The organism is Ruegeria sp. HKCCSA071 (genome assembly GCF_017872555.1).
Lineage (GTDB): Bacteria > Pseudomonadota > Alphaproteobacteria > Rhodobacterales > Rhodobacteraceae > Ruegeria.
Map to the genome: position 1 here is coordinate 1 of NZ_JAEDOX010000002.1, position 25,923 is coordinate 25,923.

24 protein-coding genes are annotated in these 25,923 nt (G+C 59.0%); 9 read left to right on the forward strand and 15 right to left on the reverse strand.

The window, feature by feature from the left end; genetic code table 11:
- The 4 genes from pta to I9188_RS07940 all read left to right on the forward strand — a co-directional run.
- The coding region (gene pta, locus I9188_RS07925) for a phosphate acetyltransferase (protein ID WP_245223708.1) at window positions 1-967 on the forward strand (967 nt) is incomplete at its 5' end.
- A gap of 90 nt (window positions 968-1,057) precedes the next feature.
- Entirely contained in the window at window positions 1,058-3,877 is a 2,820-nt protein-coding gene (locus I9188_RS07930) for a molybdopterin oxidoreductase family protein (RefSeq protein WP_209504938.1), read from the forward strand.
- A gap of 109 nt (window positions 3,878-3,986) precedes the next feature.
- Entirely contained in the window at window positions 3,987-4,736 is a 750-nt protein-coding gene (locus I9188_RS07935) for a 4Fe-4S dicluster domain-containing protein (protein WP_209504939.1), read from the forward strand.
- Window positions 4,736-5,608 carry a DmsC/YnfH family molybdoenzyme membrane anchor subunit gene (locus I9188_RS07940; protein WP_209504940.1) on the forward strand — a complete coding sequence of 291 codons (873 nt, stop codon included), beginning with the start codon at window positions 4,736-4,738 and terminating at the stop codon, window positions 5,606-5,608. The genes I9188_RS07935 and I9188_RS07940 overlap by 1 nt, the downstream gene beginning before the upstream one ends.
- A gap of 133 nt (window positions 5,609-5,741) precedes the next feature.
- On the opposite strand, the gene dapA is transcribed toward I9188_RS07940, so the two are convergent.
- Entirely contained in the window at window positions 5,742-6,614 is an 873-nt protein-coding gene (gene dapA / locus I9188_RS07945; protein ID WP_209504941.1) for a 4-hydroxy-tetrahydrodipicolinate synthase, read from the reverse strand.
- A gap of 133 nt (window positions 6,615-6,747) precedes the next feature.
- Between dapA and I9188_RS07950 the strand changes: the two genes are divergently transcribed.
- Window positions 6,748-8,721, forward strand: a complete 1,974-nt coding sequence (locus tag I9188_RS07950) for a lytic transglycosylase domain-containing protein (protein ID WP_209504942.1) — start codon at window positions 6,748-6,750, stop codon at window positions 8,719-8,721.
- Here I9188_RS07950 and I9188_RS07955 read toward each other — a convergent pair.
- Window positions 8,695-9,564, reverse strand: coding sequence for a DMT family transporter (locus tag I9188_RS07955; protein ID WP_209504943.1), 870 nt, complete (start codon window positions 9,562-9,564; stop codon window positions 8,695-8,697). The two genes, I9188_RS07950 and I9188_RS07955, sit on opposite strands and share 27 nt — an antisense overlap.
- On the reverse strand, window positions 9,561-10,226 hold the full coding sequence (gene mnmD / locus I9188_RS07960) for a tRNA (5-methylaminomethyl-2-thiouridine)(34)-methyltransferase MnmD (RefSeq protein WP_209504944.1): 666 nt from the start codon (window positions 10,224-10,226) through the stop codon (window positions 9,561-9,563). The genes I9188_RS07955 and mnmD overlap by 4 nt, the downstream gene beginning before the upstream one ends.
- Window positions 10,227-10,281: 55 nt before the next feature.
- Here mnmD and I9188_RS07965 point away from each other — a divergent pair, with 55 nt between their 5' ends.
- Window positions 10,282-11,316, forward strand: coding sequence for an FAD-dependent oxidoreductase (locus I9188_RS07965; RefSeq protein ID WP_209504945.1), 1,035 nt, complete (start codon window positions 10,282-10,284; stop codon window positions 11,314-11,316).
- On the opposite strand, the gene I9188_RS07970 is transcribed toward I9188_RS07965, so the two are convergent.
- The 4 genes from I9188_RS07970 to I9188_RS07985 all read right to left on the reverse strand — a co-directional run bounded on the left by I9188_RS07970 (window position 11,308) and on the right by I9188_RS07985 (window position 14,269).
- Window positions 11,308-12,099 (reverse strand): acyl dehydratase, encoded by a 792-nt coding sequence (locus tag I9188_RS07970; protein WP_209504946.1) that lies wholly within the window; start codon window positions 12,097-12,099, stop codon window positions 11,308-11,310. The genes I9188_RS07965 and I9188_RS07970 overlap by 9 nt on opposite strands.
- 15 nt (window positions 12,100-12,114) lie before the next feature.
- On the reverse strand, window positions 12,115-12,657 hold the full coding sequence (locus tag I9188_RS07975; RefSeq protein ID WP_209504947.1) for an NAD(P)H-dependent oxidoreductase: 543 nt from the start codon (window positions 12,655-12,657) through the stop codon (window positions 12,115-12,117).
- A gap of 122 nt (window positions 12,658-12,779) precedes the next feature.
- The gene (locus I9188_RS07980; RefSeq protein WP_209505259.1) at window positions 12,780-13,451 is read right to left on the reverse strand and encodes an OmpA family protein; all 672 of its coding nucleotides are present in this window, start codon (window positions 13,449-13,451) and stop codon (window positions 12,780-12,782) included.
- A gap of 125 nt (window positions 13,452-13,576) precedes the next feature.
- Window positions 13,577-14,269, reverse strand: coding sequence for a YafY family protein (locus I9188_RS07985; RefSeq protein WP_209504948.1), 693 nt, complete (start codon window positions 14,267-14,269; stop codon window positions 13,577-13,579).
- Window positions 14,270-14,373: 104 nt separating this feature from the next.
- Here I9188_RS07985 and I9188_RS07990 point away from each other — a divergent pair, with 104 nt between their 5' ends.
- A complete protein-coding gene (locus tag I9188_RS07990; protein WP_209504949.1) occupies window positions 14,374-14,565 on the forward strand; it encodes a hypothetical protein in 192 nt (63 codons plus the stop codon).
- A gap of 2 nt (window positions 14,566-14,567) precedes the next feature.
- Here I9188_RS07990 and I9188_RS07995 read toward each other — a convergent pair whose 3' ends face one another.
- Complete coding sequence (locus tag I9188_RS07995; protein ID WP_209504950.1) at window positions 14,568-15,215, reverse strand: RluA family pseudouridine synthase; 648 nt, start codon at window positions 15,213-15,215, stop codon at window positions 14,568-14,570.
- A 92-nt stretch (window positions 15,216-15,307) separates the two neighbouring features.
- Between I9188_RS07995 and I9188_RS08000 the strand changes: the two genes are divergently transcribed.
- Window positions 15,308-15,718, forward strand: coding sequence for a nuclear transport factor 2 family protein (locus tag I9188_RS08000; RefSeq protein WP_209504951.1), 411 nt, complete (start codon window positions 15,308-15,310; stop codon window positions 15,716-15,718).
- A 4-nt stretch (window positions 15,719-15,722) separates the two neighbouring features.
- Window positions 15,723-16,436 carry an SGNH/GDSL hydrolase family protein gene (locus I9188_RS08005; RefSeq protein ID WP_245220508.1) on the forward strand — a complete coding sequence of 238 codons (714 nt, stop codon included), beginning with the start codon at window positions 15,723-15,725 and terminating at the stop codon, window positions 16,434-16,436.
- Here I9188_RS08005 and rarD read toward each other — a convergent pair.
- The 7 genes from rarD to I9188_RS08040 all read right to left on the reverse strand — a co-directional run bounded on the left by rarD (window position 16,427) and on the right by I9188_RS08040 (window position 25,923).
- On the reverse strand, window positions 16,427-17,332 hold the full coding sequence (gene rarD / locus I9188_RS08010) for an EamA family transporter RarD (RefSeq protein ID WP_209504952.1): 906 nt from the start codon (window positions 17,330-17,332) through the stop codon (window positions 16,427-16,429). The two genes, I9188_RS08005 and rarD, sit on opposite strands and share 10 nt — an antisense overlap.
- Window positions 17,333-17,591: 259 nt before the next feature.
- Complete coding sequence (locus tag I9188_RS08015) at window positions 17,592-20,045, reverse strand: FAD-dependent oxidoreductase (RefSeq protein WP_209504953.1); 2,454 nt, start codon at window positions 20,043-20,045, stop codon at window positions 17,592-17,594.
- Between the two features lie 89 nt (window positions 20,046-20,134).
- The gene (locus tag I9188_RS08020) at window positions 20,135-21,109 is read right to left on the reverse strand and encodes a helix-turn-helix domain-containing protein (RefSeq protein WP_209504954.1); all 975 of its coding nucleotides are present in this window, start codon (window positions 21,107-21,109) and stop codon (window positions 20,135-20,137) included.
- A 10-nt stretch (window positions 21,110-21,119) separates the two neighbouring features.
- On the reverse strand, window positions 21,120-22,013 hold the full coding sequence (locus tag I9188_RS08025) for a homocysteine S-methyltransferase family protein (RefSeq protein ID WP_209504955.1): 894 nt from the start codon (window positions 22,011-22,013) through the stop codon (window positions 21,120-21,122).
- A gap of 11 nt (window positions 22,014-22,024) precedes the next feature.
- Window positions 22,025-23,059 (reverse strand): alcohol dehydrogenase family protein, encoded by a 1,035-nt coding sequence (locus I9188_RS08030; protein ID WP_209505264.1) that lies wholly within the window; start codon window positions 23,057-23,059, stop codon window positions 22,025-22,027.
- A gap of 14 nt (window positions 23,060-23,073) precedes the next feature.
- Complete coding sequence (locus tag I9188_RS08035) at window positions 23,074-25,527, reverse strand: FAD-dependent oxidoreductase (RefSeq protein WP_209504956.1); 2,454 nt, start codon at window positions 25,525-25,527, stop codon at window positions 23,074-23,076.
- Between the two features lie 15 nt (window positions 25,528-25,542).
- A complete protein-coding gene (locus I9188_RS08040) occupies window positions 25,543-25,923 on the reverse strand; it encodes a GFA family protein (protein WP_209504957.1) in 381 nt (126 codons plus the stop codon).

The following is a 25,923-nucleotide window of genomic DNA, read 5'->3' on the forward strand; positions in this document are numbered from 1 at the left end:
GGCCACCCGTCCCATAATCGCCCTCAGCGAAGGCAACGACCCCCGCATCACAAAAGGGGCAATCAACGCGCAGAGGGCCAATCTGGCCGATATCATTCTGGTTGGCCCGTACGCCGAGGTCGAAGCAGCCCTGAAAGATCAAGGGGCTGCTGCCTCTCGGGGCGTTGAGATCCATGACCCCGAGACTTCGGACCTGACCGAAGAATTTGCCCAGACCTTTTTCGAACTTCGCCAGCATAAAGGCGTCGATCGGGCCAAGGCCCGTGCTGCCGTTGAAACACCCCCCGTCTATGCCGCCATGCTGGTGCGCAGCGGACGCGCCACCGGCACTGTAGGAGGGGCCGTTCACACGACCGGCGATATTGTCCGCGCAGCCATCCAGGTGATTGGCATGGCCCCCGATGCAGGAATGGTGTCGTCCTTTTTCCTGATGTACCCGCCGGAAAACACTCAGCCCGGGGCGCGGGCGATGCTGTATTCCGATTGCGGGCTGGTCATCAATCCGACCGCGGGCGAGCTGAGCAAGATCGCCATCGCGTCCGCCACATCGGCCCGGACGCTGCTGCAGGTCGATCCAAAGATTGCGATGCTCAGCTTTTCCACCAAGGGCAGCGCCAAGCATCCCCACGTGGACAAAGTGATCGAGGCCACTGAGGCGCTGCGTCAGGCCGCGCCAGATCTGAACGTCGACGGTGAACTGCAATTTGACGCCGCCTTTGTACCTTCGGTTGGCGAGCGTAAATCACCGGGTTCGTCTGTCGCCGGGCAGGCCAACGTGATGATCTTTCCCAACCTTGATGCTGGCAATATCGGCTACAAAATCACCCAAAGACTGGGCGGCTACACCGCCATTGGTCCGGTCTTGCAGGGGCTGGCCAAACCCGCCAACGACCTGTCCCGCGGATGCAGCGCCGAGGATGTGACCCAGATGATCGCCGTGACCGCGCTACAGGCAAATGGACTGTGACTCTTAATTTTCGCACCGCTCCCGGAACGATGTTCTAAAATACCGAGGAAACTGACAAAATCCTCCTGACATAACCAACTGGACCCGCAAATGACCCATCAGCAGCCGATCCTTGATACGTCACCGAAAGTCTCGGACGAAATCCGCAGGACCACCTGCTACATGTGCGCCTGCCGATGCGGCATCAACGTCCACATGAAAGACGGCAAGGTTGCTTATATCGAAGGCAATCGCGACCACCCGGTGAACAAGGGTGTCCTGTGTGCCAAGGGGTCCGCCGGGATCATGCAGGTCAACGCCCCCTCGCGCCTGCGCAAGCCACTGAAACGGGTCGGCCCGCGTGGCTCGGGTGAATTTGAAGAGATCAGCTGGGACGAAGCGCTGGAACTGGCTGTCAGCTGGCTGGAGCCGATCCGTAAAGACAACCCGGAAAAGCTGGCCTTTTTCACCGGACGGGACCAAAGCCAGAGCTTCACCAGCTTCTGGGCTCAAAATTTCGGAACCTGCAACTATGCGGCGCATGGCGGCTTTTGTTCGGTCAATATGGCTGCGGGCGGCATTTATACGATGGGCGGCGCATTCTGGGAATTCGGCCAGCCTGATTGGGACCACACCAAGCTGTTCATGTTGTTTGGCGTGGCCGAAGACCACGACTCCAACCCGATCAAAATGGGTATTGGCAAGATCAAAGCGCGCGGTGCACGTGTTATCGGCGTCAACCCTATCCGCAGCGGATACAACGCCGTCGCTGATGATTGGGTCGGCATCACACCGGGAACTGACGGGCTGTTCATCCTGTCGTTGATCCATGTGCTGATGAAAGCCGGAAAGATCGATCTCGACTATCTCAGCCGCTATACCAATGCCCCGGTTTTGGTGAACGCGTCCGAAGGCGCCGGAAACGGCCTGTTCCTGCGCGACGATGACGGAAAGCCTCTGGTCATCGACCGGAATACAGGCAAGCTGACGGCCTTCGATACGCCTGGCGTTCGCCCGAATTTGTCAGCGGTCTACGAAAACGACGGTGTCGTTCATCGCCCTGTATTTCACTTGATGGCGGAAAAATACCTGTCCGAGGAGCACGCGCCCGAAGCGGTTGCCGAAAAATGCGGCATTCCCGCCAAGCGCATTCGCGCGATTGCCGCGGAACTGGCGCGCGTCGCCTTTGACGAGGCATTCGAGCTGGATCAAGAATGGATCGATTTCCGGGGCGAGAAACACACAAAGATGATCGGTCGCCCTGTTGCGATGCACTCGATGCGCGGCGTTTCGGCTCATGCCAATGGTTTCCAGACCTGCCGCGCGCTGCACGTGCTGCAAATCATCCTGGGCACGGTCGAGGTTCCCGGCGGCTTCCGCTTCAAGCCCCCCTACCCCAAACCGGTCGAGGCGCACCCGACACCGCATTGCAAGGTGACGCCCAACTCGCCCTTGGATGGCCCGCATCTGGGGTTCGTCCGCGGTCCGGAACACCTAGCGCTGAAGGAAGATGGCAGCCCCGCACGGATCGACAAGGCGTTCACCTGGGAAAACCCGATGTCCAGCCACGGGTTGATGCATATGGTGATCTCGAACGCACATGCGGGCGACCCGTACAAGATCGATACGCTGTTCATGTACATGGCCAATATGTCGTGGAACTCGACCATGAACACCAAGGGTGTCATCGAGATGCTGACGGACAAGGATGAAAACGGCGATTACATTATCCCGCGCATCATCTATTCAGACGCCTATTCTTCCGAGATGGTGGCTTACGCGGACCTCATCCTGCCGGATACTACTTACCTCGAACGCCACGACTGTATCTCGCTGCTGGATCGCCCGATTTGCGAGGCGGATGCGGCCGCTGACGCAATTCGCTGGCCTGTGATCGAACCGGACCGCGACGTGCGCGGGTTTCAGTCAGTATTGATCGATCTCGCTAACCGCATGAAGCTTCCGGGTTTCACCCATGAAGACGGCAGCGCAAAATGGGTCGATTACGCCGACTATATCGTCAATCACGAACGCAAGCCGGGTATTGGCCCGCTGGCCGGATTCCGCGGTGAAAATGCCAACAAGGAAGGACGCGGAGAGGTCAACCCGGATCAATTGAATCGATATATCGAAAACGGTGGCTTCTACGTGGCGCATATCCCGCAAGGCGCGGATTACTACAAACCATGGAATGCTGCCTATCAGGACTGGGCCGTGGGCATTGGGCTCTATGACAGCCCGCAGCCATACCTATTCCAACTCTACTCCGAACCGATGCGCAAGTTTCAGCTGGCAGCCGAAGGCCATGGCGACCGACAGCCGCCTGATCATCTGCGCCAGCGGATCAAAGACACGATGGACCCGCTTCCGATCTGGTACGAAACCGACCAGCAGGGCAACGACGGCTTCACTGTCAACGCGCTGACTCAGCGCCCGATGGCGATGTATCACAGCTGGGGCACGCAAAACGCCTGGCTGCGGCAGTTGCACGGGCGAAACCCGCTCTATGTTCCGACCAGGCTGATGCGCAAGCATGGGCTGAGCGACGGAGATTGGGCCAAAATCACATCCCCTCATGGTAAGATCACCGTCCCTGTGATGGAAATGGCCGCGCTGAACGACAACACCGTCTGGACATGGAACGCCATCGGCAAACGCAAAGGTGCCTGGGCGCTGCAAGAAGACGCGCCGGAGGCCACAAAGGGTTTCCTACTGAACCACCTGATCCACGAACTGCTGCCGCCAAAAGGCGACGGGCTACGCTGGGCCAATTCTGACCCCATAACTGGTCAGGCCGCATGGTTTGACCTGAAGGTGAAAATCGAAAAGGCCGACGCGCCCGCCGATGCCCAAAGCCAACCTCATTTTGACCCGATCAAATCACCGGTCGGAACTGGCCCCGACAATCTGGCTTGGAAGGTGGGCAATTGACCCGGATCCGCGCTTCATCTGGCCACAAATATCCCGGGGGTGAATTGAGCCGCAGGCTCAAGAGGGGGCTGGCCCCCTCACCCGTCCTCAACAGCACAGGTATCCTGACATGACCCAGCTACCGAACTCAACCGAGCGCAAGATGGGTCTGGTGATCGACCTGGACACCTGCGTTGGATGCCATGCCTGCGTGATTTCCTGCAAGGGCTGGAACACGGAAAATTATGGCGCGCCACTGTCCGATCAGGACGCCTATGGTGCCAACCCGTCGGGCACTTTCCTGAACCGCGTGCATTCCTACGAGGTGCAACCGGCGGAAGGGCACGCGCAACTGATCCATTTCCCGAAATCCTGCCTGCATTGCGAAGACGCGCCCTGCGTCACCGTCTGCCCGACCGGGGCCAGCTACAAGCGAACCGAGGATGGCATCGTGCTGGTCAATGAAAGCGACTGCATCGGGTGCGGCCTGTGTGCCTGGTCCTGCCCCTATGGCGCGCGTGAACTGGATAAGGCCGAGGGGGTGATGAAGAAATGCACCCTCTGCGTCGACCGGATCTATAACGAGAACCTGCCCGAGGTGGACCGGATCCCCTCCTGTGTCAGAACCTGCCCGGCGGGCGCGCGGCACTTTGGCGATCTGGGTGATCCGGACAGCGACGTCAGCAAGCTTGTTGCGGAACGCGGCGGAATGGACCTGATGCCCGAAATGGGCACCAAACCCGTCAATAAATATCTGCCGCCGCGCCCGAAAGACACGGTGGAAGACCAGATCGACATCCTGGCCCCCCTGTTGGCACCTGTCGCTGAAGAACCCAAAGGGTTCCTTGGCTGGCTCGACAAGACGTTGGAGAAACTCTGATGCATCCCGCACCCTCCGTCATTCTGTTCACCACCCTGTCCGGTCTGGGATTTGGACTGCTGTTCTTTCTTGGCCTGGGGTTTCCGGCTGTCTCGGGTTGGGTGGCCTTTGTGTTCTTCGCCATTGCTTACGGTCTGGCCGTCGGAGGGTTGATGGCCTCGACCTTCCACCTCGGCCACCCGGAACGGGCTTGGAAGGCTTTTACCCAATGGAAAACCAGCTGGCTTAGCCGTGAGGGCTGGTGTGCCGTGCTCGCCCTGGTCGTCATGGGACTTTATGCGATTGGCGTAGTGTTTCTGGATCGGCATTGGAGTCTACTGGGTTGGATCGGAGCGTTGATGTCACTGGCGACCGTGTTCACGACTTCGATGATCTACACGCAACTCAAGACCATCCCGCGCTGGAATATGAACCTGACCCCTGCCATGTTTCTGAGCTTCAGCCTGGCGGGTGGTGCGTTGCTGGCTGGCCAGACACGTGTTGCTATTCCGCTTCTGCTGATCGCCGCTTTTGTTCAAATCCTGTATTGGAAGAAAGGCGACAAAGCGCTGGAGGCATCCGGAACGGATCTGGGCACGGCGACAGGTTTGGGTAACCGGGGCACAGTCAGAGCGTTCGAGCCACCGCATACCGGTACCAACTATCTGCTGCGTGAGTTTGTTCATGTGGTCGGGCGCAAACATGCCGAAAAGCTACGGGTGATCTCGTTTGTATTGGCCTTTGTCCTGCCGGTTCTGTTGCTGGTCCTGCCATTCAATCATTTCCTGGCCCTGCTGGCAGTGGCATCGCATCTGGCAGGTGTCGCGACCTCGCGCTGGCTGTTCTTTGCGCAGGCTGAACATGTCGTTGGGCTTTATTACGGTAAGCGTTGAGGGGGCGCTGCCCCCGCCGCGGCAAGCCGCGGCTCCCCCGGGATATTTTTGGCCAGATGAAGCCTGGATCCTGAAAATGAAAAAGGCGGCGCTCAGTATTCGAGGCCGCCTTTTCCTGTTTCTGAAGACCGGGTCAGATGAGGCCCGCGTGTGCCATTGCTGCATCAATCGCGGCCTTTGTGCTGTCTTCCAACTCTGTCAGAGGCGAGCGCACTTCGGTGCTGCAAAGGCCCAGTTTGCTGAGTGCATATTTGGCACCCACAAGGCCCGGCTCGATGAAGATCGCCTCATGCAGCGGCATCAGTTTGTCCTGATACTCCAACGCTTTTGCATAATTTCCGGCCAGCATGGCCTGCTGGAATTCAGCACAGAGCCTGGGAGCCACGTTTGCGGTGACTGAAATGCATCCGACACCGCCATGGGCGTTGAAACCCAGTGCAGTGGCATCTTCACCGGACAGTTGGCAGAAGTCCTTGCCACAGATCGCACGCTGCTGGCTGACACGCGCCAGATCGCCCGTCGCATCCTTGACCCCGACAATACGCGGCAACCGGGCCAGTTCGCCCATAGTGGCAGGGGTCATGTCGATGACCGATCGCCCGGGAATGTTGTAGATGATGATCGGAATATCCGCAGCCTCGTGCAGGGCTTGGAAATGCGCGATCAAGCCGCGTTGAGTCGGCTTGTTGTAGTAAGGTGTGACAACCAGCGCCGCATCGGCACCAACTTTTTCGGCGAACTGAACGAACCGGACGGCTTCGACCGTGTTGTTCGACCCGGCACCGGCAATAACCGGCACACGGCCAGCAGCCGTTTTGACCACTTCTTCGATGACCGTTTCGTGTTCGTCATGGCTGAGCGTCGGGCTTTCGCCGGTGGTTCCAACAGGCACCAACCCGGTCGAGCCTTCGGAGATCTGCCATTCGACCAGATGTTTAAGCGTCTTCAGGTCCAACTCGCCGTTGTTGAACGGAGTGACGAGGGCTGGCATCGAGCCTTTGAACATGACACGCTCCTTAAGGTGCATTTTGCAGTTTTTACGCCGCGGCCTCTCACGTTTCCAGCTTTGTGAGTTGATCCCGGCGGCGCAGGGTTTATCCTCACAGGCTCTATCCTCGGTTGGTTGGGAAATGCAAGGGATGACACGCTTTCTGGCACTGTTGACTGGTGTGATTCTATACGCAGCGGCGACACCGCAAGCCGCACGCGCGGACGCGGCCGGTGATTTGCGCGCTGGACTTTATGAAATGCGCAAGGGCGACTGGAACGCGGCGCTGCGCGTATCGGGCCAGCGCGGCTCGGTCTCGCGCGATGTCATCGTCTGGCACTGGTTGCGTGAGGGGTTTGGCAGCTCGGGCGATGTGCTGGTGTTTCTCGAACGCCGCGCGGACTGGCCCGGTCTGGATTGGCTGCGCCGCAAGAGTGAGCCGGTCTTTACCGGGGCCGATCCGGACAGGGTTCTGAAGTTTTACGCTGGCTTACCCCCTCAGACTGCTGAAGGCGCGCTGAACTATGCGGTGGCCCTAAAGGCCAAAGGGCGCATTGGCGAGGCGGAAGCCGATATCGTGACAGCCTGGCGTACCATGCCGATGGGGTCGGGGTTGCAAAAGGACTATCTGGAGAATTTTGCCAAACTGCTGAAGCCGCACCATGCCGCGCGGCTGGACCGGATGCTGTGGGATGGCCATTTGGTCAGTGCTGAACAGATGCTGCCCCTGGTCACCACCGATGAGCGCAAGCTGGCCGAAGCGCGAATTGCGTTGCAGAAACGCCAGCCGGGCGTAGACGGCAAGGTGGCGGCGGTGCCGAAGTCACTGGCAGATGCGCCGGGGCTGGCATTCGACCGTTTTGTCTGGCGCGACAAGAAAGAACTGGATGACAGCGCCGTCGACCTGATGCTGGCACGTTCAACCGGACCGGAGGCCCTGGGCGAGCCTGACAAATGGGCCGAAGGACGTCGCCGTCTGGCCCGGCTCGAGATGCGATCGGGGCGGGCAGCGCGTGCTTATGACGTGGCCGCCAAGCACCATATGACCCCGGAAATGGGATATTCCTATGCGGATCTGGAGTGGCTGGCCGGGTTTCTGGCCCTGCGCAAGCTGAATGACCCTGCCACAGCCGTGCGACACTTCCAGAATTTTTCGAATGCCGTGCAATCGCCGATCTCGAAAGGGCGCGGCGGCTATTGGCTGGGGCGGGCTTACGCTGAGCTTGGGGATGCAGACAAAGCCTATGAGGCCTTTGCGATGGGCGCGGATCATCAGACCTCTTTTTATGGTCTTCTGGCGGCGGAACGGATCGGACGGCCATTTGACAAGGAACTGGCCAATCCGCGTCGCGCCCCGCATTGGCGTCAGGCAGATTTCGCCGATTCCAGCGTTCTGGAAGCCGGGCTGTTGTTGCTGAAGGCCGGAGAAGACAACTTGTCCGAGAGGTTCCTGACGCATCTTGTCGAAGGTCTTGACCCTGTGCAGGCCAATCAGTTGGGCGACCTTGCGATCGAGCTGAAACAGCCGCATCTTGCCGTCATGATCGCCAAGCGGGCAGCGACCACGGGCACCGTTTTGCCTGCGGCCTATTACCCGGTTCATCCGGTGGCCGACATGCGTCTGCCAATGGCCAAGGAAATGACGCTGGCTATAGCACGGCGCGAAAGCGAATTTGATCCGGTTGTCGTCAGCGGCGCGGGTGCGCGCGGCCTGATGCAAGTGATGCCTGCAACAGCCAAGCTGGTGGCCGGAGAACTGGGGATACTCAGCGGCCATCAGACCGGTCGGTTGACGTCGGACTGGCAATACAATGCCAAGCTGGGCGCCAACTATCTTTCGGGCCTTGCGACCGAGTTCAACGGGAATGTCGTCATGATGGCAGCCGGATACAATGCCGGTCCAAAGCGCCCGATCTCGTGGATGGAGCGCTATGGTGATCCGCGCACCGGCGAGGTGGATATCGTAGACTGGATCGAGACCATTCCGTTCAATGAGACGCGCAATTATGTGATGCGCGTGACCGAAAGCCTGCCGGTCTACCGCGCTCGTCTGGGGCAGCCCGCCCTGCCGGTTCCGTTTTCGCAGGAACTGATCGGATCATCGCTGGCGGCGTTCGCGCCATAAGGTAAACAGCCCTGCGGCCACAACAATCGCTGCGCCCGCGACAACTTCGGGGCGCAGTTTTTCACCAAAGATCGAAATCCCCAGAATCGCGCTCCAGACCAGGTGGAAATAGGCGAAAGGTTGGACGGCGCTGGCTTCGGCCATCTCATAACACTTGATCAGCAGCCAATGCCCGGTTGCCCCGCTGACGCACAGCAACGCCATCCAAAGCCAGTCGCTGCGGGCCATTGGCTCCCAGAACCACATCCCAAACAGGGTCATGGCGACGGCGCCAACGACCCCGGTCCAGAAAAAGCTGGTGGCCGTGCTGTCCTGACGCGCGACATAGCGCGTCAGCAGGCCGTAGATCGCAAACAGAAATGCCGAGATCAGCGGTATGACGGCCCAAGGATCAAAAACACCAACGCCCGGCTGCAGAATGATCAGAACACCAATGCAACCGACACCGATCGCAACCCAGCGCCGCCATCCGACCTGTTCGCCCAGAACCGGACCGCTCAGCGCGGCGACAAGCAGGGGATAGCATATGAAAACGGCCATACTGTCGATCAAACCGAGCACTGTGAAACCGAACACGGCGACGCAGATCTCGGTGGCCAGCAGCAGGCCCCGCAATATTTGCAACCCCATCTGGTTCGTCTGCATGGCTGCCCTTAACCCGCCTGAGGATCGCGCCGCCAGTGCAATGACAAAGGCCGCGAAGAACCAATAGCGGATCATCACCACCATGTAGGTGTTATAGGTTCCGGCCAAATGGCGTGAGATGCCGTCCTGCAAGGCAAAGACAATCGTCGCGCCCACCATCAGCGCGATACCCGCACCTGCATTGTTTTTCTGCGTCATGCCTTGAGCGCCCGCGTCATGTGCCGCTTGCGGCCATAGCCGGATGTACGGGTGACGGTGAAACCGGCATCCTGAAGCCCGCGTCGAACAAACCCGGCGGCCGTATATGTGGCTGCCGTGCCATCGGTGGCGGTGTGCGCCGCCACTTGCTGCATCAACTCTGTCCCCCACAATTCAGGGTTCTTGGCCGGAGAGAACCCGTCGAGGAACCAGGCGTTGGCCATGCCTGCCCATTGCGGCAGGCTGTTGCGCGCATCGCCGATGATCACTTCGCATTGAAGGGTTTCAAGATTGCAGGCGCGACCTGTCCAATGGGCCAAAAACCGGCTGCTCCACGGGTGCAACTCGGGGAAGGCCCCAAGCGCGCGACGCATATCATCCGTGGCCATGGGAAAGGCTTCGAAACTGGTGAACCGAAGCGGCCCTGTTTGGCCGGATCTCTCCCATTCGGACCAAACCGTCAGCAGGTTCAGACCGGTGCCAAAGCCCAACTCGGCAATATGAAACCCCGGCGCAAAGCGTTCTGGCAGACCATTGCCTGCCAGAAACACATGGCGCGTCTCTTCCTGCCCGTTCTGCAACGAGTAATAGGGATCGTCGAAACGGTCCGAGACCGGTATCTGATCCTCAGTCCACGTCAATTCGGCATGCTGGTCTGCCATCGGGGAATCCTGTAGCTAAGCGGCGCGACACTGAACAAGGAAAAGGGAATTGGCAATGGTCGATGTGACGGTTCGCGGGGCGGGAATTTTCGGCCTGTCCATCGCCTGGGCCTGCGCCCGGCGGGGCGCGAAGGTACAGGTCGTCGATCCTTTTGGACCTGGTTCCGGGTCCAGTGGCGGTCTGGTGGGGGCCTTGGCCCCGCATGTGCCCGAAAACTGGAATGCCAAGAAAGCTTTTCAATTCGACAGCCTGATCATGGCCGAACCCTTTTGGCAGCAGGTCGAGGGTACCGGCGGCGTTTCTCCCGGCTACGGGCGGCTGGGCCGTCTTCAACCCATTCCTGATACCCGAAGCCTAGATCTGGCCCGGCAACGCGAAGGTTCCGCCGATCAGCTTTGGCAGGGGCAGGCAGAATGGCGGGTGATCAGCACATCGCAGGCCGGATCGTGGTGCCCGCCCAGCCCCACCGGTTTTGTCATCCGCGATACGCTGACGGCGCGCATGCATCCCCGACGGGCCTGCGCCGCGCTGGTTGCAGCCCTTGAGGTCATGGGTGTTCACGTTGTCGCAAACGCAGACGACAGGGGGCAAGTTGTCCACGCCACGGGCCTTGCAGGATTACTGGAACTGAACGACGCCTACGGAAAGACCGTCGGAAACGGTGTCAAAGGTCAGGCCGCCCTGTTGCGCTTTGATGCAGGAGAGATGCCACAGCTATTCGCGGATGCGGTCCATATCGTGCCGCATGCGGACGGGACGCTTGCAATCGGATCAACGTCCGAACGGGACTACGACGACCCGACCAGCACAGACAGTGCTTTGAACGATGTCATTGACCGCGCCACGCGCGCGCTGCCGCTTTTGCACGGGGCCGAGATGATCGAACGTTGGGCCGGGGTGCGCCCCCGCAGCAAAAGCCGCGCCCCGATGTTGGGCCTGCATCCATTGCACCAGGGCCAGTTCATCGCCAATGGCGGCTTCAAGATCGGCTTTGGCATGGCTCCGAAAGTTGCCGAGGTTATGGCCGATCTGATGCTGGAGGACCGGGATTCGATCCCCGATGACTTCCGCCCCGAAGTCTCACTGTAATAGGGCCATAGCCTTCATGCATTGCCGCCCGTCCGGGCCGCGCACCCACATGTCCTGACCGTTCCGGCACAGCTGTGCAGTCTCGAAATGCATCAACGGTGAGGTCGAACGGAAAGAAAACGACTTGAGTGGTCCGCCAAGATCAACTGCAAACAGCATCAGAAGCTGCGCCAGAAGTGGCCCGTGCACAACCAGCCCTGCATATCCTTCCACATCACGCGCATAGTCCAGATCGTAGTGAATGCGATGGCCGTTGAAGGTCAGCGCCGAATAGCGAAACAGCAGGGTGGAATTAAACTCGACCGCGCGGATATCCGTTTCATCCGTGCGCGATTGGGGCGGCGCCGGAGTCATCACACCCGGTGCGGGGTCTTCACGATAAACAAGATCCTGCCACTCGGTCAGACAAAGTTGGCCGCCTTGCCGTATCTCGTGCCGCAACGTGACAAAACCCAACGGGCCGGACCGCCCCGCTTTTGCGCTTTGGTTTTCAAGAACCGATGTCCTGTCAGCAGGGACACCCGCGATCAGCGGTGCATGAAATTCCAATTGCCCACCGGCCCACATTCTGCGGGGCAATCCCATATCCGGGATCAGGCCACCCACCTTGGGATGCCCATCCCGCCCAAGCGCGGCAGGTGGTTGCGGCGCCCAGAAATAGAGCTGATGGAAGAATGGCGGCAGAGTTGAGCCTTTGGCAATAGTTGGCTCAGAGCCCAACGCAACCTGAAACGACGCGGCACGGGCCGGGTCAAGGATATCGCTTTGACGCTGTTCCAACATATGGGCAGTCCAAGCTTAGAAACCGGCCTCGGCCCTGAGTTTCTGCATCAGCATGTGCAGCGAGTTTTCGTATCGCTCGGACAACAACCTACCCTGATCGTCGAACTCATTCGAGCTGTCAGCAAGGTGAATTTCCGGACCCTGCAAGATACGGGGCTGAAAGGGCACCATGCAGGCGCGCAGGATCATCTGTGCCCTTTCCCCACCCGCGCGGCCACCCGCGGCCGACATTACAGCAACCGGCTTGCTCGCCCATGGATTGCCTTTCGTCCGGCTGACCCAGTCCAGTGCGTTTTTCAGAACACCCGAAGGACCTTTGTTGTACTCGGGCGTCGAGATGATCACGGCATCCGCCTGCCCGATCTGGTCGGCCAGCATCTGAACAGATGCCGGTATCCCTTCGGCATCCTCCAGATCGCCATCATAAAGCGGCAGGTTCAGGTCTGCTTCGGCATAGCTGACAGGGTCGAACAACCGGGCCGCTTCGCGCAGCAGCTTGCGGTTCGTCGCGTCCTTGCGCAGGGAGCCGGACAGGCCAAGCAGGGTCGGTTGAGACATCAGGGACAACTCCGTTTCAGTGTTTCCCAATAGTTAGACCGAGATTGACCCCGACCAAACCCCCATTGACGCACAGTCATTGCGCAACAGGGACCGTACCAGACCGGTCCTGCGTTTCAGGATCACGCGTTTCCGCTGGGGACTACGACAATCTCAACCCGACGGTTTTGCGCTTTCCCTTGTGGCGTCAGGTTGGACGCGACCGGGTTGTTTTCACCCTGACCGTAGGTTCTGATACGGCTGTAGCTGACACCATTGGCCTGCAGGATATCCGCGACCGCGTTTGCGCGACGCTCGGACAATCCCTGATTATAAGACGCGTCACCATCGCTGTCGGTATGACCGATGATCTGAACGTTCGAGTTGGGATAGTTGACAAGGTTCTGGCCCACTTTCACCAGATCCGCCCGCAGCGCCGGGCGTACGGTCGAGCTGTCTGTGTCAAACGTAATGTCATTCGGGACAGTCACGATCAGCCGGTCACCCGCATTGACGATGGTAATCCCGTCATTTGCCAGTTGCTGACGCAATTCCGCAGCCTGCTTGTCCAACTGGTTGCCGATCAGACCGCCACCTGTGGCACCAATGGCGGCACCAGCCAGCGCCCCAAGACCCGGGTTCGAATTATTGGCGATCGCGCCGACACCCGCACCGATAAGCCCCCCCAGAACTGCACCCTGCTTGGTATTTTTATTGGGGTCGTTCTGCACGGTCAGGGTGCCCGGATCGGTACAGGCCGTCACGGCCATGATTGAACACAAGCCTGTCGCCAGGAAAAACTTTGAAATCGTCATGATATCACCTTCTGCTCCGGTACCCGTTCTTCGGGCTTGATCCATTTCACCCAGTATATCACTGCGCTTGCTCACAGGCTCAAGCAACAATGCGGTGAAATAGGCGAATACCCGCCAAAGGCCACTCATACCGGTTCCGCAAAGGTGCCCGCGTGCTGTTGCTCCTGCCAGAGATCGCGCAAAGATTTACCCTGCCCCAGAAATCCTTCGTCAGTGTATTCACTGGACCAGATGCGATCAGTTCTGAAATGGCGAAAGCCGTTTCGCATCTCGCACCACCCTGCCAGCAACGTGCATTCGACATGATAGATCAGCGCCAGCGGGCGCACCACGCGGATGGTTTGTTCGCCTTCGCCGTCTATATAGGTGATACGGATTTTCCGTTCTGCCCGAATAGCTTCGCGATAATGCGAAACAGAAACACACCCCTTGTCGAGATCATCCGCCGGAGCCCCCCAGGGTGAAACCTGCAACCAATCGGTCGGGCTATGCAGAGCATCGATCTTCTGACAGATCCGACTGGCGGCGCGCTGCAGGTGGCTGTCGCCGGTGCGCGCCAGAAGAGAAAGGCCAACCCACAGGGCCTCAACCTCTTCCGCGTCGAAATTCAGCGGCGGCAAATCGTAACCGCGCCGCATCATGTAACCGACACCGGCCTCACCTTCGATGGGTGTTCGCTGGGCCTGCAATTCGGCAATGTCACGATAGACAGTGCGGATGGACACTTCCAGCCGGGTGGCCAGTGCTTCTGCCGTGACCGGCGCACTTGCGGCCCGCAGAATCTGGATGATTTCAAACAAACGGGTCGAACGGCGCATCGCATTCTCCTGACACTCTGCTGACACCCTAGCACACCCCACTGACACCATGCTGTCAGCAGTGAAAGGCGACAATGGGTGGATATCACACAAGGAGCCAAGAAATGCCGCACCTCGACAACCACATAATGATGACATTGAAACTTGGCCAATGGTCACAGGATCACACACTGCGTGCCTTCGAGATTGAACGTGAGTTCGCGCAGGAGCGCCATTGCCGCCAGCCGGTTTCGACGAAACGAACAAGACGTATTTCGCTGGGCAACCTGAAGATGTTGTGGGCCGGAATTGTCTGAGGTCAGAAATCGGGCTGGGCGCGAAACTTCATCGAGTGCCCGCCCTCGGGATGCTTCAGGCGCAGTTCTTCGGAATGCAGCATCAATCTGGGAAATTCCCTTGCCGCACCTGTTGCATAGAACGGATCGCCCAGAATCGGGTGACCCAATGCCTGCATATGAACGCGCAACTGATGAGACCGCCCGGTTTTGGGAAACAAACGTAGGCGAGAGGTTTCACCCTCATGTTTCACAACGCGCCAATCGGTGACCGCAGGTTTACCCGTATCATGACACACCATTTGTCTGGGTCGGTTGGGCCAGTCCACGATCAACGGCAGGTCAACGGTGCCGGTCTTTGGCTCCATCCGCCCCCAGACACGGGCAATATAGGTTTTCCGGGTCTGCCGCTTCTCGAACTGCATACTTAGATGCCGTTGTGCATGGGGCGTTTGGGCAAATACCATGACACCTGATGTGTCCCGGTCCAGTCGATGCACAAGCAGCACCTGAGGGAAAGCCGCCTGCACGCGTGTCAGAAGGCAATCAGCCAGATGATCGCCCCGCCCCGGCACGGAAAGCAGACCCGGCGGTTTGTTCACCACAATCAGCTGCGCATCTTCGTGCAGCACGTCCAGCGCGGTTTGCGGGGGGGCATAGGTTTCGCTCATGCTGGCCTGCCTATCTCAGCGCGCACCTTCCCGCAACGTCGTCCTTGCGCGCCCGGTCATGTTCGGTGAACTTCTGCGCAGGAGGACAGGACATGCACCCGACAATTGAACGACTGCAAGAGGTTGTCGCCAAGGGCGATGAGGCGCTGATCCACGATCTGTTGGCCGAAGATGTGCAGTTCCTGCCACCAACCTATTACAGCACCTGGACCGGGCGCGCACCTGTGGCTGCCGTTCTTGGCCATGTCGGGCAGGTCTTTTCCGACTTCCGGTATCGCCGGGTCATGGGCGCCGGCAACGATTGGGCGCTGGAGTTTCAATGCAAGATTGGAGATCTGGACGGCATTGGCGTTGACCTCATTACACTGAACGAGGCCGGTTTGATCCAAATCTTCGAAGTGGCCATGCGCCCCTATAAAACAGTCGGCGCTTTGCGCGAGGCGATGATGGCGCGCGTGATGACTGACGCTCGTTTTCTGGAATTCAAAAACGCCCTGACGTGACTTGATGATGCGCGCCCTGATAGCACCCGACCAGGTATTACGTGTGCCCTTGTTTCCCGTTCTGGCCACGCAAGCGCTTTTGGTGCGCCGCAACGCCCGGCTTTTGCCGGAGCCCACTGGCCCGCGAGAGGGCCGAACAGGGCGTGGGCCCCGCCTGCGCCTGCTGATCACCGGCGACAGCTCGGCGGCCGGAGTGGGCGCGGGAACTCAGGCACAGGCCTTGTCGGGACAGCTTGTGGACCGGTTGGCCAGACACCACTCGGTTGAATGGCAACTTGAGGCCACTACAGGGCACACGACGCTGGACACAATTGACCGTCTGAGGGGCATAAAGGGAGAATTCGATGCGGTGGTCACGGCTTTGGGGGTGAATGACGTCACCCGCGCCGTCTCCTGCCGCACATTTTCGGAACGTCAGGCTCAGCTTATTAACATCCTGTCAAACGAGCTGGAGGCGCGGCGCATAATCATCACCGGCGTTCCGCAAATGCACAGGTTTCCGGCCCTGCCACACCCATTGGCCTGGGTGCTTGGCCGTCAGGCTGCACGGTTGGATAACGCGTTGCAACAGGTTGTTTCCGTCCATTCCCATGTGCAGCACCTGAGGCTTGATCTGCCCGACGACCCGGCCCTCGCGGCACCGGACGGCTATCACCCAAGCCCCCGGGCCTATGCGCTGTGGGCAGATGCTGCAGCACGCCTGTTGCTTCAGGCCTGAGCCCGCGCCTGCCGGATCAATGGGATCGAGTAAATGACCAAAGCCACCCAGATCAAGGGGAATGCGATCATGCGTCCGGTGTCGATCTTCTCACCGAACATGGTGATGGCTGTAATGAAAATCATAGTCGGCGCAATGTATTGCAGGATACCCATTGTCGACAGGCGCACCAGCTTGGCCCCGTTCGCATAGACCAACAATGGCACCGCCGTGACGATACCGGCGCAGGACAACAATACAGTATCAGACATCGCTACGCCAAAATGACCTGTGCCTTGCACGCCCAGCCAGGTGACATAAGCCAAGGCCGGGATCAAAAGGATCAGAACCTCAAGCAGGAAACCTTGGTTTGGTCCTATCGGCAGTGAACGTTTGAAAAACGCGTAGAACCCCCAGCTTACCATCAAACCAAGCGCCGCCCAGGGCAACCGCCCAGCCTCGAGAACAAGTACAAGAACGCCCAACGCGGCAAGCCCCACCGCGAACAGTTGGGTCCGTGTCAGGGGCTCACGCAGCAGAATTGCGCCCAACGCAATACTGAACAGCGGGTTGATGTAATACCCCAACGCCGCGTCCAGCGCGTGCCCCGTCGAGATCGCCCAAACATAGATCGCCCAGTTCACGGAAATCAGCGCCGCCGTCAAAGCCGCCATGGCCAGCATCCGGGGATTGCCGAGTGCCGCCTTCAAGTCCCGGGTGCGCCCCAGCGCGACCAGCAGCAAACCTGCAACCGGAACAGACCAGATAACCCGATGCGCCACCACCTCGACCGGTCCTATGTGATCCATCGCCTTCATGTAAAGAGGCAGAAATCCCCACAGGATATACGCCGTGACAGCCAAAGCCAAACCTTTGGGCGTGTCTGCATTCTGAGGTGATAAAGGCGAGGCTGTCACGAAGGCTCTCCGGTTGATACCGGTTTCGTTTACGGCAGAACTGAACGGATTGAAAACTCTGAAAACAGTGAAGTGTCACATAACGATTTGTGAAAAGTTAGCTGACCGCAGCTATTGCCCCAAAAATGCGAGGCTCTGCCTCGCGCTCCGGGATATTTAGAGCCAGGTGAAGCAAGAGATCCGCACTTCATCTGGCCCAAAATATCCCGGGGGAGTCGCCCGGCACGGGCGGCGGGGGCAGAGCCCCAAACCCTGTCTGTCAGACCTTCACCCGTTGGGATTTCGGGTCATACATCGGTTTAAGCGATGCTTCGGCTTTGACCTTCACGCCGCAAACATCGATCTCATAGGTTGAACCCAAAACGTCCGCGGCCTTTTCACCTTCGCACGGTACATAGCCCATTCCGATGGCACCGCCGAGGCTATGACCGTAATTGCCGGAACTCAGGTAGCCGACATATTCGCCATCACGCACGATCGGCTCGTTGTGGAACAACAGCGGTTCAGGGTCGGTCAGACGGAACTGCACCAGGCGCGATTTCGGGCCGCTTTCCTTGCGCGCGATCACCGCCTCGCGGCCGATGAAGTCGCAGCCCTTGTCCACCTTGACGGCAAAGCCAAGACCAGCATCAACCACGTGATCCTCACAGGTGATATCATGGCCGAAGTGGCGGAAACCTTTTTCGATCCGGCAGCTGTCCATCATGTGCATACCACACAGCTTCAGCCCCATATCCTGACCGGCCTCATGCAGCGTCTCAAACACGTGGCCCGCCATGTCCGAGGAAACATAGATTTCCCACCCAAGCTCACCCACATAGGTCACGCGATGTGCACGGGCCAGGCCCATTCCGATCTCGATCTGCTGTGCCGTGCCGAAGGGGTTGGTCGCGTTTGTGAAATCGTTGGGCGAGACCTTTTCCAGCAGCGCCCGAGCGTTTGGACCCATGACAGCGAGAACGCCTTCACCCGCTGTGACATCTGTAATGACCACGTCGAAATCCCCGACATGGCGCATCATCCATGTCTGATCCGCCAAGCGTGTGGCTGCGGGGGTCACGACCAGATAGGCGGTTTCGGTCAGGCGGGTCACGGTGACGTCTGCTTCGATCCCGCCTGTGCGGTTCAAAAACTGCGTATAGACGATCTTGCCGATAGGGACTGAGTAGTCACCCCCGCCGATGTAGTTCATGAACTTTTCGGCATCAGGGCCTTCCACGCGAATCTTGCCGAAAGAAGACATGTCATACATGCCCACATTCTCGCGCACGGCTCTGTGCTCGGCTGCGGAATTCTCGAACCAGTTCTGGCGCTTCCAGCTGTACTGGTATTCGCGCTCCTGCCCTTCATTCGCGTACCAATTGGCCCGTTCCCAACCAGCGATTTCACCAAAAACGGCGCCCTGTTCTTTCAGGTGATGGTGGAACGGGGTTCGGCGCACACCGCGTGCCGTAGCTTTTTGGCGATAGGGGTAGTGGTCGGCGTAGAGCAGCCCCAACGTTTCTTTTGAGCGTTCATAAAGGTATTTCTTATTGCCCTGAAACGGCTGCATCCGTCCGATATCAACATCGCCCAGATCAAAGGGCTTTTCACCGGTATCCATCCACTCGGCCAGCGACATGCCCGCGCCACCGGCGGACTGGATACCGATCGAGTTGAACCCGGCCGCGACCCAGACATTGTCCATCTCAGGCGCCAGACCCAGGTGATAGGCGTCGTCGGGAGTAAAGGATTCAGGGCCGTTGAAGAAGGTGTGAATACCCGCCTCGGACAGCATAGGCATCCGGCTGCAGGCCGCTTCGAGGATCGGCTCGAAGTGGTCGAAATCTTCGGGCAATTGGTCGAACTCGAAGCTGTCGGGAATACCGTTCATCGCCCAAGGTTTGGCATTGGGCTCGAATGCGCCCAGCATCATTTTGCCTGCATCTTCCTTGTAGTAGGCGCATTCATCTGGCACCCGCAGAACCGGCATCTGGCTCAACCCTTCAATGGGTTCAGAGACGATGTAGAAATGTTCGCAGGCATGCAGCGGCACATTCACGCCAGCCATCTTGCCTACCTCGTGTCCCCACATTCCCGCGCAGTTAACAACCATATCGCAGGCGATATGCCCTTGGGTTTGCCCATCATCACTGACCCAGTCGACACCGGTTGCACGCCGTCCGCGCCGGGAAATCCCGGTCACCTTCACCCGTTCCTTGATCACCCCACCGCGTTGACGCGCACCCTTGGCCAACGCCAAGGCAATATTAGCAGGATCCGCCTGGCCATCGGTTGGCAACCAGACGCCACCTGCCACGCCGTCGAGGTTGATGTGCTCATATCGCTCTTTGACTTCGGTCGGAGAAAGCTCTTCGACCGGAACGCCAAAGGCGCGGGCCATTGCCGCATTTCGGTGAAGCTCTTCCAACCGCTCACTTGTCAGGGCAACCGAAACGGACCCGACCTGACGGAGGCCGGTGGCGACGCCGGTCTCTTCCTCAAGGCCCAGATAAAGTTCGGCGGAATAGCGCGCCAGTTTGGTCATGTTGGAAGACGCGCGCAGTTGCCCGATCAGACCCGCCGCATGCCAGGTGGTGCCGCTGGTCAGTTGCTTGCGCTCAAGCAGAACAACATCGGTCCAGCCCTTCTTGGTCAGATGATACGCGACCGAACATCCGATGACGCCGCCACCGATGATGACCACTCGGGCCTTGCTGGGAAGATCAACCATCCTGAAATCTCCGCTGTGTCAGGTTTGGCGTAAACTGCCACGGAAGATCGACAATAAATGCACCAAAAACGTCACAAGATCCGCATTTTTCACCGATGTGTCGCGGCCCGCTTTTCCCGCCGAACGACAAAGGGAGTGACGCCGAAGAAGCTTTTGTAAACAGAAGAAAACCCGTTCGGAAAACCGCAGGCCAACCCGATTTCGCGAACGCTCATAGTGGTGTTCAAAAGCAGGTTATTGGCCTTGGCCAGCCGCATTTCGCGATAGAATCCGTTGGGCGTGGTGCCAAAGAAGGTTTTGAACTTACGCTCGAGTGAGCGGTTCGACAGTTGCAGCGAATCGACGATCTGATTGATCGGCAGAGGGTCTTCAATATTGGCCTGCATGAGCTTGATGCACTGATCCAGCTTCACATCTCCGGTCGCCGTCAACTTTACCCCCGAGAAAGGCTGCATCGAGGCGAAATCCCGGATGTTTTCATGTAACATGATGTCCGCCACGGTCATCTTTGCAGGCCCTGAGATATGGCGACCGATTACTGCCAGCGCGACGTCTGTTGTCGCCTCCATTCCGGCACAGGTCACAACTGCGCCCTGTTCGGTTGCAATCGACAGTTTAGCTTCAAACCGGGCCCCGCGTTCCCGCAGGAACGAGGCGTTTTCCCAGTGAGTTGCCAAGTCATCTGAACCCTGTTCGTCGATATACCGGCTGGCCGCTTCCGCCAGCAGAAACACCTTGGCATCGCGGAAAGTATAGTCCGACACCACCCGCCCCAAAGACAAGTCCGGGTGATCCGGGTCAGAATTGCCGATCACAAAAAGATAATTCGCCTTGGGTTGCGCCTGCACGCGTTCCGTTTGCACCACCGCGTCGCTGCTGCTGGAGATCGGGCCACCTCTGAGCGACCGATAGGCAAAAGTGAACGGCGGCTTCGGACACACACGATTTGCCAGCCTGAGAACCTCGACCAATGAGGCCAGTTCAAGCAGCACAAATCCGGGTGCGACCAGAATATCGAAATGTTGCTGTATTGCCTGCGGTGAATCAGAAGCAACTTTCCTCATCGCTGTCACCTTAGACGATCTCGTGCCCGGCAGCACGCAACCGCTTGGCCAGCGCTTCGATGTGGTCCGGGCCAATTTCGCAGCACCCGCCGACAATCGTGGCCCCCTGATCGACCCAACGCATGACGTGATCCGCATAGGCATCGGGATCAAGATCATGGCGCTGATCCAACGCATCCACTGTCGGCGCGTCCTTTAGAAACTCATCTGAAATATGTGTAAAGCCGTTGGCGTAAGCACCATAGGGCTTGTTCATAGTGGACAGGATTTCCAGAGCAGCCGGGATCGCTTCGGGGCGCGAACAATTGATCAGCAGCGCGTCAGGCGAAAACTCTTCTACCAAAGGCGCGACATCCCTGAGTGGTTCGCCGGACCTGAGGCGACGGCCATCGTCGTCATTGACCGTGAATGACAGCCAGACTGGTTTGCCACATCCGGTCGTTCCACGCAGCGCGCCCTCGGCCTCCTGCACAGAAGATACTGTCTCGATCAGAAACAGATCGACGCGTGCAGCCATCAAGGCCACAAGTTCAGCGAATTTTTCCGCCGCATCTGCCGGGTCGGGATTCAGGTCGGGTCGGTAAGAAGCCAGAAGCGGCCCCAGAGACCCGGCGATCCGCCCCCCGGTCTCAGTACGGGCACGTTCGGCCTGCGTCAGGGCAGTGTCGATAAGAACGGGCATATGGTCCTCCATCCCCACCCGCACCAGGCGTGAGCTGTGGACGGCGTAGGTATTGGTGGTGGCAACCGTGGCACCACTGCGGAAGTAGTCGCCATGCACCGCGCCGACCAGATCAGGGTGGTCGATCATCACACGTGTGGACCATAGCGGCGTCGCCCGGTCTCCGCTGCGTTTGACCAGTTCCTGTCCGATTGAACCGTCCAACAGGGTGATCTTTGTCATGTCCTTGCTCCTTAAGGCAGCAGCACGAGTTTACCCGGAAGGGTCTTTGCCTGAAAATCAGCCTGTGCGCGGGCGATATCCTTCAACGGGTAGGTTCGGGAAACCAGTGGTTTGATCCGTCCGGTATTCATCAACTCCACAAGGCGGCCAAAGACTTCGGGCGCCTGATGCGTGCAGCCGTGGATGGTGATATCGCGCAAATAGATGTCTCGCAGATCAGCCTCGACAATCGGGCCGGCAATTGCCCCCGAAACGGCGTAGTGCCCGCCGGGTTTCAGGGCAAGGATCAGCGATGCCCATGCGGGCCCGCCCACCACATCTATAACCGCGTCGAACATATCCTGCGGCAGCAGCTCATCCCGGCCAAATGTGCCCAACGCGCCTTGGGATTTGACGACCTCTGCCTTCGCTGCCGCCGTCACACCCCAAACCGACGCTCCGCGCAGCGCAGCAAGCTGCACCGCCGCCAGACCAACGCCGCCTGACGCGCCGGTGATCAGAACCTTTTGCCCTGCCGTCACGCCCGCGCGCGTCAGCAGGTTTTCGGCAGTACCAAAGGCACATGGAATGGCCGCAATTTCCACGTCTGACAGGGGCGATGCACTTACGTCATAAAGGTCATTTGCTTCAACCAGACAGTATTGGGCAAAAGCGCCATCAATCTCAGACCCGAGCGCAATAAAGCCCTGAGGGCTGCCGGGGCGCGGACGCGGCATGTTGATCGGGCAAGTCACGCGCTGGCCCTTTTTGAACCCCGAGTTTGGCCCAACCTTTTCAACGATCCCGCACAGATCGCCCCCCTGAATGCGGGGAAAGTTCAGTGCGCCACCCCATCCGCCGGCTTCAATATCCTGATCGACGGCATCCGTCGCACCGGTGACATCCGATGAATACCAGCCGACCCGCGTGTTGATGTCCGTGTTATTCACGCCTGCTGCAGCGACCCGAACAAGCACCTGCCCCGGCCCAGGGGCCGGGACAGGGATATCGTCGCGCCATTCCAGCGCCTCTGGCCCGCCATGGCCGGTCAGATAGACGCCAGACATGGTCGCCGGAAGCGTCACGCGCGCAACCGCTCGTTCTCGGGGTCCCAGAGCGGCTGGTCCAGCTCTACCACGGCGCGGCATTTCTGGCCGTAGATTTCGACCTCAAGCTCAGTTCCCGGATTGGCAAGCTCGGCTCGGATCATGCCCAGCGCGATGGATTTACCAACACGGTAGCCCCATGCGCCGGATGTGGTTTCGCCCACGATCTCATCGCCATGCCAGATGCAGGACATATACGGCGCGTCGCAATCGCCCGCATCAACAGTCAGGGTGACGAAGGACTTTTTCACGCCTTGCTGCTTTTCGTTCAGGATTGCAGCCTTGCCCAGGAAGTCCTGCGGTTTGTCCAGCTTGACGAACCGCTCCAACCCGCCTTCAAGCAGGGAATAGTCGGTCGACAGATCGCCCTTCCAGGCGCGGTACCCCTTTTCGATCCGCAGCGAGTTCAGCGCATACATCCCGAACGGCTTGGCACCGGCATCGATGATCGCGTCGTAGATCGCAGGCATATCCGCATTTTCAGCGTGAACTTCCCAGCCCAGCTCACCAGCGAATGAGACACGCAGCAGAGCGACCCATCCGCCTTTGATTTCGCTTTCCTGAAAGCTGAGCCACGGCAAGGTCAGATCGGCCTCGGTAACTTTGCTGAGAATGTCCCGAGATCGAGGCCCAGTAACGATCAGCGTGCTCATCCGCGTTGTCCAGTCTTCCAGCGTGAACTCGGCATCGGCAGGTATGTGACGCTCAAGCCATTCACGGTCATGCCATTGCGCGGTCGCTGCAGTGACCAGAACGAACAGGTCTTCGGCCTCGCGCGTGACCGACATTTCGGTCAGGATACGCCCGCGTTCATCTGCGAAGTAAACCAGCCCAACCCGACCAATCTTGGGCAATGCCCCTGCAACCAGACCGCGCAGCCATTCATCAGCACCCGGCCCCTGTATTTTGAACCGCGAGAAGCCCGGCAGGTCCAACACGCCACAATGATCGCGCACGGCCTCGCATTCTTCCTTGATCCGCTGTTCCCACGGTCCGGACCGTCCCCAAGTGTGGGTCGCCTCAAGCGAGGTGTCATCGTCGGGCTGGGCAAACCAGTTGGCGCGTTCCCAGCCGTTATAGGCACCCATTACGCCACCCAGCGCTTTGACCTTGTCATGCACGGGCGACAGCTTCTTGTCACGCGCAGCAGGCCATTCATGGTGCGGGAAATGCATGGCATATTCGTTGCCATAAACCTCCATGCCTTTCTGGTTGCAATAATCCTGATCGGTGTAATCGGTATAGCGGCGCGGATCGACGGCCCACATATCCCATTCGGTCGCGCCATCAACGACCCACTCGGCCAGAACCTTGCCTGCGCCACCGCCCTGCGCGATGCCAAACGTGAAAGTATGTGCTTCGAACGCGTTCTTGACGCCGGGCATCGGGCCGATCAAAGGCAGCCCGTCAGGCGCGTAAGGGATCGGCCCGTTGATGACGCGTCCAACGCCCGAGGTTGCCATCAGCGGCACTCGCTCCATCGCATCGGTGACGATATCTTCGATGCGGTCCAGATCGTCATTCCACAGCTGAAAGCTGAAATCATCCGGCATCGGATCGTCTTCGGTCATCCAGTGGCCCTTGCAGTTCGGCTCGTAAGGACCAAGGTTGAAGCCGTTCTTTTCCTGACGCAGGTAGTACGAGACATCCACATCACGCAGCAACGGCAGTTTGGCACCGCTTTGCTTGGTCCATGCTTCGATCTCGGGGATTTCATCGGTCAGCAGATACTGGTGGCTCATGACCATTGCCGGAACGGTGCGGCCACCGAAGGGCTTGAACCATTCGCCCACGCGCTGCGCATAGTACCCGGCTGCGTTCACAACATAGTCACAGGCTATGTCGCCTTTGTCCGTGTGCACGGTCCAGGTGCCGTCATCATGCTGCGTCACGCCAGTCGCCGGGCAGAAACGGATGATCTTCTGCCCCATATCGCGCGCGCCTTTGGCCAGCGCCTGGGTTAGCTGCGCCGGATCGATGTCGCCATCCGTCGGATCGTAGAGAACACCTTCAAGGTCATGCGTTTCCAGGAAGGGATAACGCTCTTTCGCTTCTTCCGGGGTCCACATTTCCATCGGAATCCCCTGATAGCGGCCCATCGCCATGGCGCGCTCGAATTCCTGCACACGTTCTTTCGAATGCGCCAGTCGGATCGAACCGGTCTGGTGGTAGTTCATCGGATAATCGACTTCCTCACCTAGACGCGCATACAGCTCGGTCGAGTAGCGCTGCATGTTCATGATCGCCCATGAGGTCGAAAAGGTCGGAACGTTCCCTGCAGCATGCCAGGTCGACCCGGCAGTCAGTTCGTTCTTTTCCAGCAGAACACAATCGGTCCAACCTTTCTTGGCAAGGTGATAAAGCGAGGAAGCCCCCACCACACCGCCTCCGATAATGACCACGCGGGCTTTTGTTGGAAAATCACTCATGCGTTTTGATCCTTGTTACTGCGCCTCTTGAGGCAGATCGTCCGTAATGTCGTAGTAGTCGCCCTTGTCAGCCACAAAGATGTGCTTTGAGAGCTTTAAACCCGTAGGAGCGTCCAGCGCGCCCATGGAAATCGAAATCGTGTCCTCCTGGTTGTGTTGCCAGAAGAGGAACGAGCCACAGTTGCTGCAAAATCCGCGCCTGGCGATGTCAGACGCGCGATACCAGTTCAGCGTGTCGCTGGCCGAGAAACTCAGGTTGTCCTGACGGGTCGAAGCCGAAGCCCAGACATGGCCCGACTGTTTGCGGCATTGTCCGCAATGGCAGACCGAAGGCGGCGACATGTCTCCGTTGATCGTGAACGCGACCGAGCCGCAAAGGCAGGATCCCTTATGCAT

Excerpts from the sequence above, each read along its gene's own strand:
- I9188_RS08040 (WP_209504957.1), bottom strand. The coding sequence starts at position 25,923 with ATGCATAAGGGATCCTGCCTTTGCGGCTCGGTCGCGTTCACGATCAAC.
- I9188_RS07940 (WP_209504940.1), top strand. The coding sequence starts at position 4,736 with ATGCATCCCGCACCCTCCGTCATTCTGTTCACCACCCTGTCCGGTCTG.
- I9188_RS08020 (WP_209504954.1), bottom strand. The coding sequence starts at position 21,109 with ATGAGGAAAGTTGCTTCTGATTCACCGCAGGCAATACAGCAACATTTC.
- I9188_RS08000 (WP_209504951.1), top strand. The coding sequence starts at position 15,308 with ATGCACCCGACAATTGAACGACTGCAAGAGGTTGTCGCCAAGGGCGAT.
- I9188_RS07975 (WP_209504947.1), bottom strand. The coding sequence starts at position 12,657 with ATGTCTCAACCGACCCTGCTTGGCCTGTCCGGCTCCCTGCGCAAGGAC.
- I9188_RS08035 (WP_209504956.1), bottom strand. The coding sequence starts at position 25,527 with ATGAGTGATTTTCCAACAAAAGCCCGCGTGGTCATTATCGGAGGCGGT.
- I9188_RS07980 (WP_209505259.1), bottom strand. The coding sequence starts at position 13,451 with ATGACGATTTCAAAGTTTTTCCTGGCGACAGGCTTGTGTTCAATCATG.
- I9188_RS08025 (WP_209504955.1), bottom strand. The coding sequence starts at position 22,013 with ATGACAAAGATCACCCTGTTGGACGGTTCAATCGGACAGGAACTGGTC.
- I9188_RS07995 (WP_209504950.1), bottom strand. The coding sequence starts at position 15,215 with ATGAGCGAAACCTATGCCCCCCCGCAAACCGCGCTGGACGTGCTGCAC.
- I9188_RS07970 (WP_209504946.1), bottom strand. The coding sequence starts at position 12,099 with ATGTTGGAACAGCGTCAAAGCGATATCCTTGACCCGGCCCGTGCCGCG.
- I9188_RS08005 (WP_245220508.1), top strand. The coding sequence starts at position 15,723 with ATGATGCGCGCCCTGATAGCACCCGACCAGGTATTACGTGTGCCCTTG.
- I9188_RS07930 (WP_209504938.1), top strand. The coding sequence starts at position 1,058 with ATGACCCATCAGCAGCCGATCCTTGATACGTCACCGAAAGTCTCGGAC.
- I9188_RS07985 (WP_209504948.1), bottom strand. The coding sequence starts at position 14,269 with ATGCGCCGTTCGACCCGTTTGTTTGAAATCATCCAGATTCTGCGGGCC.
- I9188_RS08015 (WP_209504953.1), bottom strand. The coding sequence starts at position 20,045 with ATGGTTGATCTTCCCAGCAAGGCCCGAGTGGTCATCATCGGTGGCGGC.
- I9188_RS07950 (WP_209504942.1), top strand. The coding sequence starts at position 6,748 with ATGACACGCTTTCTGGCACTGTTGACTGGTGTGATTCTATACGCAGCG.
- I9188_RS07990 (WP_209504949.1), top strand. The coding sequence starts at position 14,374 with ATGCCGCACCTCGACAACCACATAATGATGACATTGAAACTTGGCCAA.
- I9188_RS07965 (WP_209504945.1), top strand. The coding sequence starts at position 10,282 with ATGGTCGATGTGACGGTTCGCGGGGCGGGAATTTTCGGCCTGTCCATC.
- I9188_RS07935 (WP_209504939.1), top strand. The coding sequence starts at position 3,987 with ATGACCCAGCTACCGAACTCAACCGAGCGCAAGATGGGTCTGGTGATC.
- I9188_RS08030 (WP_209505264.1), bottom strand. The coding sequence starts at position 23,059 with ATGTCTGGCGTCTATCTGACCGGCCATGGCGGGCCAGAGGCGCTGGAA.
- I9188_RS07955 (WP_209504943.1), bottom strand. The coding sequence starts at position 9,564 with ATGACGCAGAAAAACAATGCAGGTGCGGGTATCGCGCTGATGGTGGGC.
- mnmD (WP_209504944.1), bottom strand. The coding sequence starts at position 10,226 with ATGGCAGACCAGCATGCCGAATTGACGTGGACTGAGGATCAGATACCG.
- dapA (WP_209504941.1), bottom strand. The coding sequence starts at position 6,614 with ATGTTCAAAGGCTCGATGCCAGCCCTCGTCACTCCGTTCAACAACGGC.